This window comes from Pantoea graminicola (assembly GCF_048452665.1).
GTDB lineage: Bacteria > Pseudomonadota > Gammaproteobacteria > Enterobacterales > Enterobacteriaceae > Pantoea.
The window spans coordinates 21,119-38,239 of record NZ_JBLWSJ010000006.1 but is presented as its reverse complement, the minus strand read 5'-3'; the positions used below and the strand labels follow the sequence as shown (position 1 = coordinate 38,239).

17 protein-coding genes are annotated in these 17,121 nt (G+C 58.2%); 8 read left to right on the top strand and 9 right to left on the bottom strand.

Annotated elements, in window-relative coordinates; translation table 11 throughout:
- Positions 1 to 99 precede the first annotated feature (99 nt).
- The gene (locus ACNY69_RS14860) at positions 100 to 1,350 is read right to left on the bottom strand and encodes a conjugal transfer protein TraF (protein ID WP_418799024.1); all 1,251 of its coding nucleotides are present in this window, start codon (positions 1,348 to 1,350) and stop codon (positions 100 to 102) included.
- 448 nt (positions 1,351 to 1,798) lie between these two features.
- On the opposite strand from ACNY69_RS14860, the gene zur reads away from it, so the two are divergent.
- Positions 1,799 to 2,320: a zinc uptake transcriptional repressor Zur gene (zur, locus tag ACNY69_RS14855; protein WP_111140197.1), complete on the top strand. Its 522-nt coding sequence runs from the start codon at positions 1,799 to 1,801 to the stop codon at positions 2,318 to 2,320.
- Between the two features lie 53 nt (positions 2,321 to 2,373).
- Here the strand turns inward: zur and ACNY69_RS14850 are convergent, their stop codons facing one another.
- From ACNY69_RS14850 to ACNY69_RS14835, 4 genes are all read right to left on the bottom strand, one after another.
- On the bottom strand, positions 2,374 to 2,586 hold the full coding sequence (locus ACNY69_RS14850; protein WP_111140196.1) for a CsbD family protein: 213 nt from the start codon (positions 2,584 to 2,586) through the stop codon (positions 2,374 to 2,376).
- A gap of 160 nt (positions 2,587 to 2,746) precedes the next feature.
- Positions 2,747 to 4,069: an MATE family efflux transporter DinF gene (dinF, locus tag ACNY69_RS14845; RefSeq protein WP_111140195.1), complete on the bottom strand. Its 1,323-nt coding sequence runs from the start codon at positions 4,067 to 4,069 to the stop codon at positions 2,747 to 2,749.
- A gap of 100 nt (positions 4,070 to 4,169) precedes the next feature.
- Complete coding sequence (lexA, locus tag ACNY69_RS14840) at positions 4,170 to 4,784, bottom strand: transcriptional repressor LexA (protein WP_111140194.1); 615 nt, start codon at positions 4,782 to 4,784, stop codon at positions 4,170 to 4,172.
- Positions 4,785 to 4,889: 105 nt separating this feature from the next.
- Complete coding sequence (locus tag ACNY69_RS14835) at positions 4,890 to 5,258, bottom strand: diacylglycerol kinase (RefSeq protein ID WP_013359773.1); 369 nt, start codon at positions 5,256 to 5,258, stop codon at positions 4,890 to 4,892.
- 128 nt (positions 5,259 to 5,386) lie between these two features.
- Here ACNY69_RS14835 and plsB point away from each other — a divergent pair, with 128 nt between their 5' ends.
- Positions 5,387 to 7,810: a glycerol-3-phosphate 1-O-acyltransferase PlsB gene (plsB, locus tag ACNY69_RS14830; protein ID WP_418799132.1), complete on the top strand. Its 2,424-nt coding sequence runs from the start codon at positions 5,387 to 5,389 to the stop codon at positions 7,808 to 7,810.
- Between the two features lie 112 nt (positions 7,811 to 7,922).
- Here the strand turns inward: plsB and ubiA are convergent, their stop codons facing one another.
- The 4 genes from ubiA to ACNY69_RS14810 all read right to left on the bottom strand — a co-directional run bounded on the left by ubiA (position 7,923) and on the right by ACNY69_RS14810 (position 10,603).
- Positions 7,923 to 8,804: a 4-hydroxybenzoate octaprenyltransferase gene (gene ubiA, locus ACNY69_RS14825; protein ID WP_418799021.1), complete on the bottom strand. Its 882-nt coding sequence runs from the start codon at positions 8,802 to 8,804 to the stop codon at positions 7,923 to 7,925.
- Between the two features lie 10 nt (positions 8,805 to 8,814).
- Complete coding sequence (gene ubiC, locus ACNY69_RS14820) at positions 8,815 to 9,327, bottom strand: chorismate lyase (protein WP_111141945.1); 513 nt, start codon at positions 9,325 to 9,327, stop codon at positions 8,815 to 8,817.
- Positions 9,328 to 9,413: 86 nt separating this feature from the next.
- Positions 9,414 to 9,824, bottom strand: a complete 411-nt coding sequence (gene psiE / locus ACNY69_RS14815) for a phosphate-starvation-inducible protein PsiE (RefSeq protein WP_111141944.1) — start codon at positions 9,822 to 9,824, stop codon at positions 9,414 to 9,416.
- 71 nt (positions 9,825 to 9,895) lie between these two features.
- Positions 9,896 to 10,603 carry a UTRA domain-containing protein gene (locus ACNY69_RS14810; protein WP_111141943.1) on the bottom strand — a complete coding sequence of 236 codons (708 nt, stop codon included), beginning with the start codon at positions 10,601 to 10,603 and terminating at the stop codon, positions 9,896 to 9,898.
- 206 nt (positions 10,604 to 10,809) lie between these two features.
- Between ACNY69_RS14810 and ACNY69_RS14805 the strand changes: the two genes are divergently transcribed.
- The 6 genes from ACNY69_RS14805 (at position 10,810) to ACNY69_RS14780 (ending at position 17,072) form a co-directional block, all read left to right on the top strand.
- A complete protein-coding gene (locus tag ACNY69_RS14805; RefSeq protein WP_111141941.1) occupies positions 10,810 to 11,871 on the top strand; it encodes an ABC transporter substrate-binding protein in 1,062 nt (353 codons plus the stop codon).
- A gap of 20 nt (positions 11,872 to 11,891) precedes the next feature.
- A complete protein-coding gene (locus ACNY69_RS14800; RefSeq protein WP_111141939.1) occupies positions 11,892 to 12,704 on the top strand; it encodes an alkaline phosphatase family protein in 813 nt (270 codons plus the stop codon).
- Entirely contained in the window at positions 12,701 to 13,546 is an 846-nt protein-coding gene (locus ACNY69_RS14795; RefSeq protein ID WP_418799017.1) for an ABC transporter permease, read from the top strand. The genes ACNY69_RS14800 and ACNY69_RS14795 overlap by 4 nt, the downstream gene beginning before the upstream one ends.
- Before the next feature lie 11 nt (positions 13,547 to 13,557).
- Positions 13,558 to 14,343 (top strand): ABC transporter permease, encoded by a 786-nt coding sequence (locus ACNY69_RS14790; RefSeq protein WP_111141935.1) that lies wholly within the window; start codon positions 13,558 to 13,560, stop codon positions 14,341 to 14,343.
- Between the two features lie 2 nt (positions 14,344 to 14,345).
- Positions 14,346 to 15,338, top strand: a complete 993-nt coding sequence (locus ACNY69_RS14785; RefSeq protein ID WP_111141933.1) for an ABC transporter ATP-binding protein — start codon at positions 14,346 to 14,348, stop codon at positions 15,336 to 15,338.
- Positions 15,339 to 15,446: 108 nt separating this feature from the next.
- Positions 15,447 to 17,072 (top strand): Na/Pi cotransporter family protein, encoded by a 1,626-nt coding sequence (locus ACNY69_RS14780; RefSeq protein WP_111141931.1) that lies wholly within the window; start codon positions 15,447 to 15,449, stop codon positions 17,070 to 17,072.
- The last annotated feature ends 49 nt before the right edge of the window (positions 17,073 to 17,121 follow it).

The following is a 17,121-nucleotide window of genomic DNA, read 5'->3' as shown; positions in this document are numbered from 1 at the left end:
CAGGCAATCCGGTAATTAAGGTGATGGAATTCTGTGCAAGGATAACACAAGGCGGGGCGATAGTGCATCGCCCCGCCCCGGACCGCCTGAATAACGCGCTTAGAAGTTGAAGCCCAGCTGTACCATTGCGCCCCAGGTGTTGTTCGCGCCCACCGATCCGGCCAGATCCAGATGGACGGCTTTGTTAAACGGCGAGAGACCAAAACCGGCGGTAGCGACATTCTCATCGTTGGACCGCATATCCGCACGATAACCGGCACGCAGCTGCAGCCAGTCGAGAACGCGGTACTCCGCACCCACAGCCGCATACTGGCTGCTGCCCTGGCTTTTAAAGCGTTTCGTCTCCGTCAGATCCACATCGCCCGTCACGGTAAACGGCCCCTTATCCCAGGCCAGGCCGGTAGTGACCAGCGGGCGAATCTGATAGTTGTCGCGATAACCGTTGACCTCGCGGGTCTGCAGATCGCGCGACACCAGGTTCTGACCGGTGACGCCCAGCGTCCAGTTCTCCGCAAAGGTCGTCGCCAGACCGGCATCGACGTTAAACCCGGTATCCGTGCTGCGATACTGGCTGTTGTTGATGTCGTTCTTGTCGTAGTTATAGATGCTGGCGGTGTAGTTATAGAGCCAGGTTTTCTGCACTTTCGGCGTAACGCCCACCGACACCGGCTGACCGGCGATGGTGAACTCATGCGCGACCGCCACACCATAATCGGTGACGAGGGCCGCTAAACCATTGGCGCTGGAGCGAAGGTTGTTCTGGTCGCCCTGACGCGGCAGTATCGTGCCGTTAGCCACGCCGCGCAGATAGTCGATATCACCCTGCTCGACATTAGCGCGAACGTGCGCCGTACCGTAGGCTTTGGTGATAAACGCGAAAGGCAGCGTCTCATTCGGCACCGTCACGGCGACGGCAACACCCGCCGAGCCATTGGCTTTATCACCGCGCAAATCGCTCAGCCTGTTGGCCACATCACCAGAGGCAGCACGCAGTTCAGGATAGCCACGGAAATAGTCTGCCGGCGTAAAGTTACCCAGCACTGAGCGATAACGATCCACGGTCGCGGTAATATCATCGACCTTGTTAATCAGGTCATCTTTGTCAGTGACCTGAACACCGGCTGACGGAAAAATAATGCTGACGTTATCGTCGGTTTTAGCACGCGTCATCAATGCCGGGTTTGCCAGCACCGCAGATCCATAGAGAGAAGAAGCGACGCCGGTGCCACCCATGGCGTCATTACGTGCATCGTACCAGGTCCCTGCCGCCATGGCGGAAGAAGAAAGGAAAAGCGCGGTCGCCGCAGCGGAGTACTTCAGCGCCGGACGTTGAGCGGATTTTTTCACCATTTGCCTGCCATCACCTGAAATTGTCATTAACACATTCAATGACTGAATAATTTGTTAGCCGTATTGTGAATGCTGGCTAACGCGTCGTTGCTGTGAATTCAAAGGAAACAGTGCCTTAATTCAAGTGATTGGACGTTTTCCAACCAAAAATTTGTTGTGATTGTTCAGACCGAGCCGGGGAATTACCAAAAATACCAGCCGTTGCTTAAGTCTTTCTGAACATTACTTCTTAACTCCGTGAGATGCAAAGCAAAATGCCCCTGAAATCCTCTGACGGTCGATTCGGAATGGATCTGATTTGTCCTCACTAAGGTTAAAAAAGCGGGCTGAAACGCTGAATATGCTGTTTTAACAGGCAATTAATGCTGTTTTTTTAAGCCAGAAGCCACTTCAGCACCCCGCCGCCAATTGTGATAAAATAACATCACTCATCCAGCGGAGAATTTTCATGACAACCATGACGTCGCAGCAAATTTTGACCCAGGCCGAAAAAATGTGCCTGCAACGCGGTGTGCGTCTGACGTCGCAGCGCGCTGAAGTGCTGCGCCTGATGGCCGAACAGCCTGGCTCTATCAGCGCCTACGATCTGCTGGACCAGTTGCGGGTCAGTGAACCTCAGGCCAAACCGCCCACGGTCTATCGGGCGCTCGATTTCCTGCTGGAGCAGGGCTTCATCCATCGGGTGGAGTCCAACAATAGCTATGTTATGTGTCACCATTTTGAAGCCCCGGCGCATACCTCGGTGATGCTGGTCTGCGATCGCTGTGCTGCCGTCTCGGAAAAACAGGCGCAGGGCGTGGAGACCATAATTGCGACGCTGGCGGGCGAAGCGCAGTTTGCTCTGCGCCATAGCGTGATCGAGGCGCATGGGTTATGTGAAAACTGTGCGGAAGTGGCGGCCTGTACGCATCATGATAGCTGCGAACATGATCATCAGGAGGAGGGAAAAAAACGGGGAAAACGGGGATAGGCTGTAACGCCTGAAAGCGGTTCCGGTGAAGGCTCACCGGAACAGGGGCTCGATTACCAGCGATGATCTTTGTTGTGGGTTTCCCAGTCTGTTACTTCGCGCTCTGCTTCATCTTTCGCATAGCCGTAACGCTCCTGAATTTTGCCCACCAGCTGGTCGCGTTTGCCTTCGATCACCTGCATATCGTCGTCGGTCAGCTTGCCCCATTTCTCTTTCATCTTGCCTTTGAACTGCTTCCAGTTGCCGCTCGCTTCGTCTTTATTCATGGCAGATCTCCAATCCTCGGGGTTTAATTATCTGGCTACTCGCCATAACTTCGATACAAATCGCTGCTTAACAGCGCCGTATAGAGTTAATTGTAGTCGCCATATTCAAGAATGAAGAATAATACAGAATAATCTGTACCCTTCTGCCAGCCTGGCTGAATCAGGCTTCAAACCAGCTGTTCTGACGCCAGTGCCTGCGCCAGATGAGCCAGAGCGTCAGGCCACGCAGCGCCAGAAAAACGGTTACCGCCAGCCAAAGTCCATGATTACCCAGCAGCGGAACGCTCAGCAGCGTCAGGAAGTAGCCTGCGGCGGCCATTACCATGCTGTTACGCATCTCGCGACCGCGTGTGGCACCGATAAACATGCCATCCAGCAGGTAACACCAGACGCCCGCCAGCGGCATGATGACCTGCCAGACCAGGTAGCGATCGGCGGTCTGTTGCAACGACGTCAGCGAGGTCAACAGCGTCACGATCTGCGGACCGGCGATCGCATAGACCAGCGAGAAGAACAGCGCGACGGCCACCGCCTGACGACAGGCGGAGTGCCAGACACGCAGCAGTTTACGGCCATCTTTAGCGCCATGCGCCTCTCCCGCAAATGCCTCTACCGCATAGGCGAAGCCATCGAGTGCGTAGGCGGTGAAGGTAATGAACATCAGTAAGACGGCGTTAACAGCGACCACATCGGGGCCGAGCCGTGCGCCCAGTACGGTCAGCGAGGCGAAACAGAGCTGCAGCATCAGGGATCGCAGCATGATATCCCGGTTGAGGCGCAGCAGCCGGGCACTGTCACCGCGCCAGCTCTGTTTCAGCAGGGCTGGCGTGATGCCGTGCAGTTTCAGCACCCGCCAGACCATGATGCTGCCAACGCCCAGCGTGATGTACTCAGCCAGCGCCGTGGCGGTGGCCGCCCCCGCGACACCCCAGTGCAGACCCATGACCAGCCAGAGATCGAGCACGATATTCACCAGATTTCCCACCACCAGCAGGATCACCGGCGCACGCGCATACTGTACGCCCAGCAGCCAGCCCAGGATCACCAGATTTGCCAGCGTGGCAGGTGCGCTGAGCCAGCGGATTTGGATAAACCGCGCAGCCTGCGCCAGGACCTCGGGACTGCCACCGATCAGCTGCGTTGCCAGCTGAATAATCGGATAGCGTAAGACGATAAACAGCACACCGGCCAGCAGCGCAATGATCAGCGGCTGGACCAGCGCCCGCGCCAGCGCCGTTTTGTCGCCCGCACCCAGCGCCTGCGCCGTGAGACCGGTGGTACTCATCCGCAAAAAAAGCAGCAGCATAAAGAGGAAACTGGTGACGGTGGTCCCGACCGCGACCCCGCCAAGATAGACAGGGCTGTCGAGATGACCAATAACTGCGGTATCGACCACGCCCAGCAGGGGCACGGTGATATTTGAAAGGATCATCGGCAGCGCAAGCCGCCAGAGATTTTTATCGGTTGCCGTGATAAAGCGCATTCGCCGTTCCGTGCTCAGTGTCGCTGCGCAGACAGGGCAGCGACAAAATTAGGGCAGACAGAATAGCATCAGAGCGGGCGAATGCACGCGGGCAGAAAAATCAGAGCCATTCGCCGTTGCGAACCACGCCCACGGCCAGACCTTCAATAGTCAGCGACTGCGCACGGGTATCAACCACAATCGGGTCAAATTCACTGTTTTCAGGCAGCAGATGCACGATAGCGCCCTGCTTTTTCCAGCGCTTCACCGTGACTTCATCATCGATGCGCGCCACGACGACCTGACCATTACGCACATCCTGGGTCTTATGCACCGCGAGCAGATCGCCATCCATAATCCCGATATCTTTCATCGACATTCCGCTGACGCGCAGCAGGAAGTCAGCCGACGGCTTAAACAGGCCCGGATCCACCTTGTAGTGGGTTTCGATATGTTCCTGCGCCATGATCGGTTCACCGGCAGCAACCCGGCCAATCAGCGGTAAGCCTTCTGAGGCTTCTTCTTCCATCAACAGACGGATGCCGCGCGAAGCACCGGACACGATCTCGATGACGCCTTTACGCGCCAGCGCTTTCAGATGCTCTTCTGCCGCATTCGGCGAACGGAATCCCAGCTGCGCGGCAATCTCGGCACGCGTAGGCGGCATGCCCGTTGAAGTAATATGGTCGCGAATCAGGTCATAGACCTGCTGCTGCCTGCTGGTTAATGCTTTCATCCCGCCCCCTGGTTGTTTATACAGTCGCTGTGAGTATATACAGGTATTGGTGAAATGGAAACCGATTGTCCCGCAAAACGCGGCTTCCGACGCGATATGGAACGCTTATCGCAAATGTGTCCAGAGCAGCGCAATCCAGACAAACAGAGCCAGTAGAATGCTGATCAGCACCGCGGCCGATCCCATATCTTTTGCCCGACCAGCCAGCGGATGATGCTCCTGACCGATGCGATCGACTACCGCTTCAATGGCACTGTTAAGGATTTCGACAATGACCACCAGCACCACGGACCCAATCATGAGGATACGTGAGACTACATCCACATCCAGCCAGCAGGCGATAATAATGGCAACCAGCGCGGCCAGCGCCTCCTGGCGAAATGCCGCTTCATGCTGCCAGGCGGCACGCAGCCCCTGCCATGAGTAACCTGCGGCTTTAACTATTCTGATAAGTCCGGTGGCGTTATTTGCCATGATGGGGGAACCCTTTCATCGTATTGACGTCAATGTCTGGGCTGCGTGCAATTCGCACCACCACAGATCTTCGCTGCACTTTCTGGTATGCTTGCGGCGCTTTGCTAACAAGAGGCTTCATGTTGTCTATGTCAGGTTGGCGTAAACTCTATTACAAACTGCTTAACTTACCACTGTCGTTTTTGGTAAAAAGTAAGGCCATTCCGGCCGATCCCGTGTCAGAACATGGTCTGGATCCGACCCGGCCTATTATGTATGTTTTGCCTTACGATTCGAAGGCCGACTTACTGACTTTGCGCGCCCAGTGTCTGCGGCATCATCTGCCCGATCCGCTCTCTCCGCTGGAGATTGACGGCGCGCTGCTGCCGCGTCACGTCTTTATTCACGATGGTCCGCGCGTTTTCCCCTATTTTGTGCCCAGCGTCGAATCCGTGAAAATCTTTCACGACTACCTCGATCTGCATCGAAACAATCCCACGCTGGATATTCAGATGCTGCCAGTCACCGTGATGTTTGGCCGCGCACCGGGACGTGAAGTTCAGGGCGAGCCAACGCCCCATCTGCGGGTCCTGAACGGGGTACAGAAATTCTTTGCCGTCATCTGGCACGGACGCGACAGTTTTGTCCGCTTCTCGCCGACCGTTTCGCTGCGCCGTATGGCAACCGAACACGGAACGGACAAGTCGATCGCCCAGAAGCTGGCCCGCGTGGCCCGTATTCATTTTGCCCGTCAGCGGCTGGCCGCGATTGGCCCGCGTTTACCGGCGCGTCAGGATCTCTTTAATCGTCTGCTGCAATCCAAAGCGATTGAAAAAGCGGTAGAAGATGAAGCACGCAGCAAAAAGATCTCCCACGAGAAAGCGCAGCAGAATGCCATCGAGATGATGGAAGAGATTGCGGCCAACTTCTCCTATGAAGCAATTCGTGTCACTGACCGTGTCATGGGCTGGCTCTGGAGCCGTCTCTATCAGGGCATCAACGTCAACGGCGGCGAAAAAGTGCGTCAGCTGGCGCAGGATGGCCATGAGATCGTCTATGTGCCCTGCCATCGCAGCCACATGGATTATCTGCTGCTCTCCTATGTGCTCTACCATCAGGGTCTGGTGCCGCCGCATATCGCAGCCGGTATCAACCTCAACTTCTGGCCGGCTGGCCCGATTTTCCGTCGTCTGGGCGCGTTCTTTATCCGTCGTACCTTTAAGGGTAATAAGCTCTATGCCACGGTGTTCCGCGAATACCTCGGCGAGCTGTTTACCCGTGGCTATTCGGTTGAGTACTTTGTCGAAGGGGGCCGTTCACGCACCGGTCGCCTGCTGGACCCGAAAACCGGCACCCTGGCAATGACGCTACAGGCGATGCTGCGCGGCGGAAATCGCCCGATCACGCTGGTGCCGATCTACATCGGCTATGAGCATGTGATGGAAGTGGGGACTTACGCCAAAGAGCTGCGCGGCGCGGCGAAAGAGAAAGAGGGCTTCATGCAGATGGTACGGGGCTTACGCAAGCTGCGTAATCTCGGCCAGGGCTACGTTAACTTTGGCGAGCCGATGCCGCTGGTTAACTATCTCAACAAGCGCGTGCCGGAATGGCGCGACGACATCGATCCGATCGAGCCGCAGCGTCCGAGCTGGTTAACGCCGACCGTCAACGATATCGCTGCCAGCCTGATGGTGCGGATCAATGAAGCGGGCGCAGCCAATGCCATGAACCTCTGTGTCACCGCCCTGCTGGCGTCACGTCAGCGCTCACTAACGCGCGAACAGCTGATTGAGCAGCTGGCGTGCTACACCCAGCTTCTGCGCAATGTGCCTTACTCACCCAACGCGACGGTGCCCGATCTCTCAGCGGAAGCACTGCTGGATCACGCCATGGGCATGAACAAGTTTGAGAGTGAAAAGGACAGTATCGGTGACATCATCATTCTGCCGCGCGAGCAGGCGGTGCTGATGACCTACTATCGCAACAACATTCATCACATGCTGGTGATGCCGTCGCTGATTGCCGCCATTGTTCAGCAGCATCAGACGCTGAGCGAAGCCGAACTGCTGCGTCAGGTGAGCCTGATCTACCCGATGCTGAAGAGTGAGCTGTTCCTGCGCTGGCAGAACGATGAACTGCCGCAACTGCTGGCTGACCTGTGTCAGGAGCTGGCGCGTCAGGGCCTGATCACGCGCGAAGCCGGTGAGCTGCGCTTCACTGCGGCGCGCTACCGCACGCTGCAACTGCTGGCCGCCGGGGTGCGTGAAACGCTGCAGCGTTACGCTATTACCTTCTCCATTCTCAGTGCCAAGCCAACGATTAACCGTGGCACGCTGGAAAAAGAGAGCCGGACGCTGGCACAGCGACTGTCGGTACTGCACGGCATCAACGCACCGGAGTTCTTCGACAAAGCCGTCTTCACCTCGCTGGTACTGACGCTGCGCGACGAAGGGTATATCAGTGATCGCGGCGATGCCGATGTCGCGCAGACCCAGGCCACCTGGCACATTCTGGCAGACCTGGTGACCAATGACGTTCGCCTGACGATTGAAACCGCCGTGGCGCACGACTGACATCTGCCTGCAGATAAAAAGGCGACCTCATGAGGTCGCCTTTTTTATGCCTGAAATTCAGCCCGGAAGGCGCACGGCAGCAATGAACCGGCCTTTTATGCCCGGAACGCTGTCAGAATAGCTGGCTGAACGGCGGCGTATTCATCAGCACGCCAAGGAACAGCACCATCCCGACATAGTTATTATTCAGGAACGCCTGAAAACAGGGCTGCCGTTCGCGCCCGGCGATCAGCTTCTGCTGATAAACAAACAGCGCCGCCGCCAGCAGCAGCGTCCAGTAGAAGGCACCATTCAGATGCAGCATCATCCCCACCAGCACCATCAGCACCAGGGTCGCCAGCTGCAGCAGACCGATGATCAGCTTGTCAAAACGGCCAAACAGAATCGCGGTCGACTTCACGCCAATCTTCAGATCGTCATCCCTGTCCACCATCGCATACTGCGTATCATAGGCGACCGTCCAGCAGATATTGGCGATAAACACCAGCCAGCAGACGAGAGGTAAGGACTCACTAACTGCTGACCACGCCATGGGAATTGCCCAGCCAAAGGCAGCACCCAGCACCACCTGCGGCAGATGGGTATAACGCTTCATAAAGGGGTAAACCCAGGCCAGCGCCAGCCCGACGACGGAGAGCAGAATTGTCATCAGGTTCATGGTCAGCACCAGCGCAAAAGCCACCAGCGCCAGGATGACAAACAGCAGCTTCGCCTCTCTGGCGCTCACCGCCCCGCTGGCCAGAGGCCGATGCTTTGTGCGCTCAACGTGCCCATCCACCTTACGGTCGGCATAGTCGTTGATCACGCAACCGGCCGCACGCATTACGAACACACCGGCGACAAAAACCGCCAGCACCGGCAGCGGCGGCACGGCCATATCCGCCAGCCACAACGCCCAGAGCGTTGGCCACATCAGCAGCAGCGTCCCGATCGGTTTGTCGATACGCATCAGGCGGGCGTAAGCCCGCCATTTCATGGTCATACTATTTTGCACTACAGAGCCCTCAGTCCCGATCGCGATAGAATGGCGATGCGGGTAAAAATAGTTCAGTCAGCAACAGCGGTTTGCCGGAGAGACGCAGGCGCGAACGCCGCCCCCACAATCCCTCCACCTGCCCCGGCTCTATAAAATCGCGGGTCAGCGTCGATGAGGAGAAAAGATAGCGGCCCAGAGGACGGGTGCCGAGCTGTTGCAGCATCGCCTCCGGCCCGTTGAGGGTGCTTTCCGGCACCAGCGTGCGGCCCGCCAGCCAGGGCTGATCGTCGCCGAACAGCAGCACTTCACGCAGCCAGAAGCGTTCATCATCTGGCAACAGCGCCCTCTCCTCAGCCAGTTCGCTGGCGTTGATAAAGCCTTCTCGCAGCGGCTGAACCGTGACCCGCTGACAATGCTGTTCAAAACGGCGCGTCATCGAATCCTCCTCCATCAGCCAGTCGAGCAAAGATGGCGCAGGGGCAGCCTGCGACGGCGAAAGCCAGTTGAGCGCACGTAATAAGCTGAGCGCGTCTTGCGACATAGCACCACTCCCGGTAATTTTCAGGTCGGTAGTTTAGCGCAGAGCGGCGATGCGAACACCTGCCGTCGTGTCAGACGGCAGAGAGATTACTCGCGTTTCAGCCGGTTACTGTTTGCCAGCCACAGCGTGATTACCAGAATCAGTATCGCGGCCGAGTAGCAGAGCGTATCGAAGGGATTTTTATGGTCGACGATGATCAGCCGGATAATGGCCGTGATGCCGATATAGACAAAGTAGCGCAGCGGAAAGTGATAGCCTGACTGAAAGTACTTCACAATCAGCGCAATAAACTCGAAATAGAGGAAATAGATGACGATTCCCTCAATCAGCAGGTAGGAAGAGGCCTGCTCGCCGGTATTAAACAGCACGTTTGCCAGGTGGATCGTCTCTTTGCCCAGGAAGACGATAAGGATAATCGCCAGACTCAGCAGGCCCAGATTCAGCACCCACTGCAGCAGCGTGGCAAGGTGGCGGGCAAACGGATTTTTGTCACTCATGTTGCGCCTTAAAAAAGAGGTTATCAGCGCGCGCTATCATGCGCGAGTGTGACGCAAATCACAATATTGACTCAGGCTTCCACATCCACGCAGAGCGCATCGTAACGCCAGTATTCGCAGTCGCAGTCAATCACTTCCCGATGCTGGTTGCGATTGATGCGGGTGATCAGCAGTCCGGGACTGCCGGATGCCACATTCAGCGTCGGTGCGGCGATCTCCGGTAACGGACCGGGCAGGATGGTGAAGCGCGCCCCGCCGTAACGGATGCCGTAACGCTGGTCGTAGAGATCGGTCAGTGAACGCGTCAGGTCTTCGCCGAGCAAATCCGGGAAAAAACGGGGATTGAGGTAGTGTTCGACATAGAGCACCGCGCGTCCATCGATACGCCGCAGGCGGCGGATGCAGTAAACCGCCGAACCCGGCGTCAGCTGCAACGCGGTCGCCACGCTCTCGTGCGCCGCGACCTCTTCAGCGGCGATCACTTCGGTGGTCGCCTGCCGTCCCTGCGCGAGCGCCATGGCATGAAAATGGCTGTGATGCAGCGGGTTATAGATCAGCCGCGGCGGTGCAATAAACCAGCCGCGCCGCAGTTCCCGGTAGATCACCCCCTGCGCTTCCAGCTTGCCCAGTGCTTCCCGCAGAGTGATGCGGGTAGTGCTGAACGCCTCGCTCAGGGCACGCTCGGCGGGCAGCCGTCCGCCGCTGAACTCGCCAGAGTGGATGCGCGTCAGCAGGGCGCTGGCGATCGCGTCCGCCGATTTGAGTGCTGGTGACTCCACAACAGTAGCCTCATTTTAGTGCGACCCCGCACACTTACTGTTCAGGTAAACATGCCATCGACCGGCTGACCGGCCGCCGCTTTCTCTCCCCATTCCCCGCCCCGCGCCGCCTTGTCATAAATCGTTCATATACAGGGGCTACATTGGCTCGGTTCTTGCTGGACTAGACCAGTCAGGCCCATCAACTTACACCCGGAGCAACTGAGATGAAAGCGTTTATCGCCTCTGTAGTAGCCAGTGCTGTTGTGCTTACCCTGCCCGTTGCGCAGGCCGCCGATAACGACCCTGCTGCGCTGGAAAAAGCCGCACGCAGTGAAGGTCAGGTCAACAGCGTCGGGATGCCGGACAGCTGGGCCAACTGGAAAGAGACCTGGCAGGACATCAGCAGCAAATATGGCCTGAAGCACAGCGACACGGATATGTCGTCGGCTCAGGAGCTGGCCAAGTTCGAGGCGGAGAAAGAGAACGCCAGTGCTGATATCGGTGACGTCGGTGCCGCCTTTGGTCCCATTGCCGTGGCTAAAGGCGTGACCCAGCCCTACAAACCCACCCACTGGGATCAGATCCCGGACTGGGCCAAAGATAAAGAGGGACACTGGGCGCTGGCCTATACCGGCACCATTGCCTTTCTGATCGACAAGCAGCAGGTCAAAGATATTCCCCACAGCTGGGCCGATCTGAAGAAAGGTAAGTATGTGGTTACTATCGGCGACGTCGGCGTGGCAGCTCAGGCGGCTAACGGCGTACTGGCGGCAAACTACGCGCTGGGCGGCGATGAGAAGAACCTGAAACCGGCGCTGGCCTTCTTTGCGGACCTGGCAAAACAGGGACGTCTTGGCGTGACCGATCCGGTGATCGCTAACATCGAAAAGGGTGAAGTGCAGATGGCGGTCGTATGGGACTTCAACGCCCTGAACTACCGTGACCAGATCGACAAAAATCGCTATGAAGTGGTGATCCCCTCTGACGGTTCAGTGACCTCCGGCTACACCACCCTTATCAACAAATATGCAAAACACCCAAACGCCGCGAAACTGACCCGCGAATATATCTTCTCCGATCAGGGGCAGATCAACCTGGCGAAGGGCTATGCCCGCCCGATCCGTGCTGAGCATCTGACGCTGCCGGCGGACGTTCAGGCTCGCCTGCTGCCGCAATCGGAATATAAAAACGCCCGTCCGGTTAAGGACCAGACTGCATGGGATAAATCGTCGAAAATGCTGCCGCGCCTGTGGCAGGAAAACGTCATCATCAACATGCAGCAGTAGCCGCTGGCGGGGAGAACGGAATGAAAACGATCCTGGTGGTGCTGGACGGCCTGAGCAATCAGGTGGCGCAACATGCAATGGGTTATCTGCATGCCGAATGTTCGCAGGGCAACGGCTTCTATTACCGTATGACCTGTGAGCTGCCGTCACTGTCGCGCCCGCTTTATGAGTGCATTCTGACTGGTGTTCCGCCGGTCAGAAGCGGCATTATTCATAATGGCGTCAGCCGGTTGAGTCGCGAACGCAGCGTATTTCACTTTGCGCGGGCTGCCGGACTGACGACGGCGGCGGCCGCCTACCACTGGGTAAGTGAGCTCTATAACCGGACCCCGTTCGTTCCGGCGCGCGACCGTCACACCGACGCGCCGGACCTGCCCATTCAGTATGGCCATTTTTACTCTGACGACAGCTATCCCGACTCGCATCTGTTTGAAGATGCAGAGAGTCTGCGGCTGCGTCACGATCCCGATTTTCTGCTGATCCACCCGATGAACATCGACGATGCCGGGCATAAGTCGGGGCTCTGCTCGCCACAGTATCGCAACCGGGCGCGCATCGCCGACGGCCTGCTGTCGCAGTGGATGCCTTCGTGGCTGGCGGAAGGCTATCAGGTGATGGTCACGGCTGATCACGGCATGAACGACGACCGCTCCCACGGCGGGATCCTGCCGGAGGAGACCACCGTGCCGCTGTTTGTCTTTGGCCGCGCGTTCTCGCTACAGCCGGACCTTGCGCCGCAGCAGACCGACCTCTGCGGCACCCTGTGCGAGCTGCTGGCGGTCGCGCATGATAAGCCGGTCTGTCGCGGACTGCTGGCGGAGTGGCCACGATGAAAGGCAAAGGGATCGCGCTATTGCTGCTGCTGCCTTTCACCCTGTTCTGGGTCGCCTTTCAGCTGGCCCCGCTGCTGTGGATCGCCATCAACAGCTTCTGGAGTGAGATGAACAGCCAGTGGGGCTGGGATAACTATCGGGATATCCTGACCTCGCCCTTCTATCAGCAGGCGTTCCGCTTTTCGCTGGATATCTCGTTCTGGTCAAGCCTGTATGGATTACTGATTGCGCTGGTGACCGGCTATTCACTGCATCAGCTCGGCGGCGGGCGGCTGCAGCGTTTTCTGCTCTCCTTTGCCAACATGACCAGCAACTTTGCCGGGGTGCCACTCGCCTTCGCCTTTGTGATCCTGCTGGGGCTGAACGGCTGCCTGACGCTGCTGCTGCGCCACTATGGTGTGATTGAGAGCTTCCGGCTCTTTTCGCGCAACGGCATGGTGCTGGTTTACACCTGGTTCCAGATCCCGCTTGGCGTACTGCTGCTCTATCCGGCGTTCGACGGACTGAAGAAGGAGTGGCAGGAATCGGCGGCGCTGCTGGGTGCCAGCCGCTGGCGCTACGGGTGGCACATCGGCCTGCCGATTCTCTTTCCGGCGCTGATCGGGACGTTTGTCATCCTGCTGGCGAATGCGCTGGGCGCCTATGCCACGATATACGCCCTGACCACCGGCAACTTTAACGTGGTGCCGGTGCGCATTGCCGCGCTGGTCTCCGGCGATATTTCGCTGGACCCTGACACCGGCAGCGCGCTGGCCATGCTGCTGGTGGCGATCATGGCGCTGATCACCCTGGTGCAGCAATATCTGGTGCGCCGCAGCTATCTCAATGCGAAGCAGCCATGAAAGGAGCCGCCATGTCACGCGCCGAACACCTCTATCACCGCATCATGGTCGGGCTGCTTTTTACCCTGCTGGCGCTGCCGCTGCTGGCAACGCTGCTCTATGCGCTCTCATCCGACTGGAGCAACACCATTCTGCCGCAGGGCTATAGCCTGAAGTGGTTCATCCAGCTCTGGAGCGACCCGCGCTTTCTGACGGCGCTGGGGCACTCTCTGCTGATCTGTTTCGGCGCGCTGCTCTTCTCGCTGGTGCTGATGCTGCCTGCCATGTTTGTGATCGCTTACTATTATCCCCGGCTGGATGCGGTGATGAATGTGCTGATCCTGATGCCCTTCGCCGTGCCCCCCGTCGTCTCCTCTGTAGGACTGCTGCAACTTTACTCCGCCTCCCCGCTGATGCTGACCGGCACACCCTGGATCTTAATCGGCTGCTATTTCACTATCGCGCTGCCCTTTATCTATCGGGCGCTGGCAAATAATATGCAGACGATCAACCTCAAAGAGCTGATCGATGCCGCACAGCTGCTGGGGGCCAGCACCTGGCAGGCGGCGCTGTGGGTCGTGCTGCCCAATCTGCGCAAAGGGATGCTGATTGCCGTACTGCTCTCGTTCTCCTTTCTGATCGGCGAGTTTGTCTTCGCCAATATTCTGGTCGGCAACCGCTATGAAACCCTGCAGGTTTACCTCTTCAACATGCGCAACGGCAGCGGCCACTTCACCAGCGCGCTGGTGATCTCCTATTTCGTCGTGGTGCTGCTGGTCACCTGGCTGGCTAACGCCCTGAATCCTGAGCGAGGCTGAATATGAGTTATCTGGAAGTCAGAGAGCTGAATAAGTCCTATGGTCCCACACCCATTTTTGAGCAGATCGATTTCAGTGCCGCAGAAGGGGAATTTGTTACCCTGCTGGGCCCGAGCGGCTGCGGCAAATCGACGCTGCTGCGCTGCCTGGCGGGCCTGACCGGCGTCGACAGCGGCGAGATCCGGCTGGAGGGCAAAGATATCGTGCCGCTGGCTCCGCAGAAGCGGGCGATCGGCATGGTGTTTCAGAGCTATGCGCTGTTTCCTAACATGACGGTGGAGAAGAACGTCGCGTTCGGCCTGAAGATGCAGAAACTGCCCGGGGCGCAGATCCGCCAGCGGGTGATGGAGGTGCTGGAGCTGGCAGAACTCAGCGACTATGCACGCCGCTATCCGCATCAGCTTTCGGGCGGGCAGTGTCAGCGCGTGGCGCTGGCGCGGTCGCTGGTGACGCGCCCGCGTCTGCTGCTGCTGGATGAGCCGCTGTCGGCGCTGGACGCGCGCATTCGACGCCACCTGCGCGATCAGATCCGGCGTATTCAGCGCGAGCTGAAACTGACTACCCTCTTCGTCACGCACGATCAGGAGGAGGCGCTGACGCTCTCCGACCGCATCGTGCTGATGAATCGCGGAAAAATCGTGCAGAACGGCGATGCGGAGGCGCTTTACACTCAGCCGGTCGATCTTTTTGCCGCCGGGTTTATCGGCAACTACAACCTGCTGAGCGCCGGAGAGGCAACGCGGCTGACCGGCCAGCCTTTCAGCAGTCAGGTTGCCATCCGCCCTGAGTCGATGCGGTTTACCGCACCGGGCGAGGGAATAGCGGCTGAAATCCTCAGCCACAGCCTGCTGGGCAACGTCATCCGCTACCGTATCCGGGCAAACGGGGTCGAACTTTCGGTGGATGTGCTGAACCGCTCGGCGGCCGATTTGCATCCCGCGGGCAGTCAGATTGGTCTACAATTGGAGATGTCGACTTTGCGCCAGGTGGCTTAAAACACAGGAAAAAATCACGCACAGCGCGGCAATCCCCCTTCGCAGATTGCGCTTCCCGTCAGGCTGGCAGTCTGTGCTTTGCGCCTGACGAACGAGGAGCGATGCCCCGTGTTAACTCTGCTTAATCTGCTCTCTGCCGTAGCCCTGCTGGTCTGGGGCACCCACATTGTACGAACCGGTATCATGCGGGTCTACGGCGCGGATCTGCGGCGGGTCCTGAGCCGCAGCATCGAAAAAAAACCCATGGCTTTTCTGGCGGGCATTGGCGTGACCACGCTGGTGCAGAGCAGCAATGCCACTACCTTACTGGTCACCTCCTTTGTGGCGCAGAATCTGGTCAGCCTGACGCCCGCGCTGGTGGTGATTCTGGGCGCCGACGTTGGCACCGCGATCATGGCGCGTATCCTGACGTTTGATCTCTCCTGGCTCTCACCGCTGTTTATCTTTTTTGGCGTGGTCTTTTTCCTCAGCCGCAAGCAGACGCGCGCTGGTCAGCTGGGCCGCGCCAGCATCGGACTGGGTCTGATCCTGCTGGCGCTGCAGCTGATCGTCGCGGCGGCGCGTCCGATAACCCAGGCTTCCGGTGTTCAGGTCCTCTTCTCCAGCCTGACCGGTGACGTGATGCTTGATGCGCTGCTGGGTGCGGTCTTCGCCATCATCAGCTACTCCAGCCTGGCCGCCGTGCTGATCACCGCTACGCTGACCGCCACCGGCGTGATCTCGTTTAAGGTGGCGCTCTGTCTGGTCATCGGTGCCAATCTGGGCAGCGGCCTGCTGGCGATGATCAACGCCAGCGGATCCAATGCGGCGGGCAAACGCGTGGCGCTTGGCAGTCTGCTGTTTAAATTCATCGGCTGCATCCTGGTCCTGCCGTTTGTCGATATTGTGGCGCACTGGCTCGATAAGCTGCCGGTTAACGATGAAGAGTTAGTGATCTTCTTCCATGTGTTTTACAACCTGATCCGCTGTGTGGCGATGGTGCCCCTGACTGACCAGATGGCGCGTCTCTGTCGTCGCCTGATCGCCGACGATATCGACACCACGCTGCATCTCAAACCCAGACACCTCGATCGCAGCGCGCTGGACACGCCCGCACTGGCCCTGGTGAACGCTGCCCGCGAGGCGCTGCGCATCGGAGATGTGCTGGAGCAGATGCTGGAGGCTTTCAGCAAGGTGGTGCACGGCGAATCCCGCGAGGAGCGCACGGTCCGGCGGCTGGATGATGATGTGGATGTGCTCTATACCGCCATCAAACTCTATCTGGCACGGATGCCGAAAGAGGATCTGCCCGAAGAGGATTCGCGCCGCTGGGGAGAGATTATCGAGATGTCACTGAACCTGGAGCAGGCCGGGGACATCATCGAACGGATGAGTGGCGATGTTGCCGATAAATCACTGGCGGCAGGCCGTGCCTTCTCTGCCGAGGGATTAAAAGAGCTGGAGGGGTTACTGGAGCAGTTACTCGCTAACCTCAGAATGAGTCTGTCGGTGTTTCTGTCGCACGATGTCACCAGCGCCAGACGTCTGCGCCGCGCAAAACACCGCTTCCGCCTGATGATCCGCCGCTACTCGCACGCGCACGTCGATCGGCTGCATCAGCAGAACGTGCAGAGCATCGAAACCAGTTCGCTGCATCTCGGTCTGCTCGGCGACATGAAGCGTCTTAACTCCCTGTTCTGCAGCGTGGCCTACACCGTGCTGGAGCAGCCCGACGATGAACGTGATTATGAATAGGCCGCGAGCAGCCTGAACCGCCGGTTGCGCCGGAGTCTGGCGCAACCGG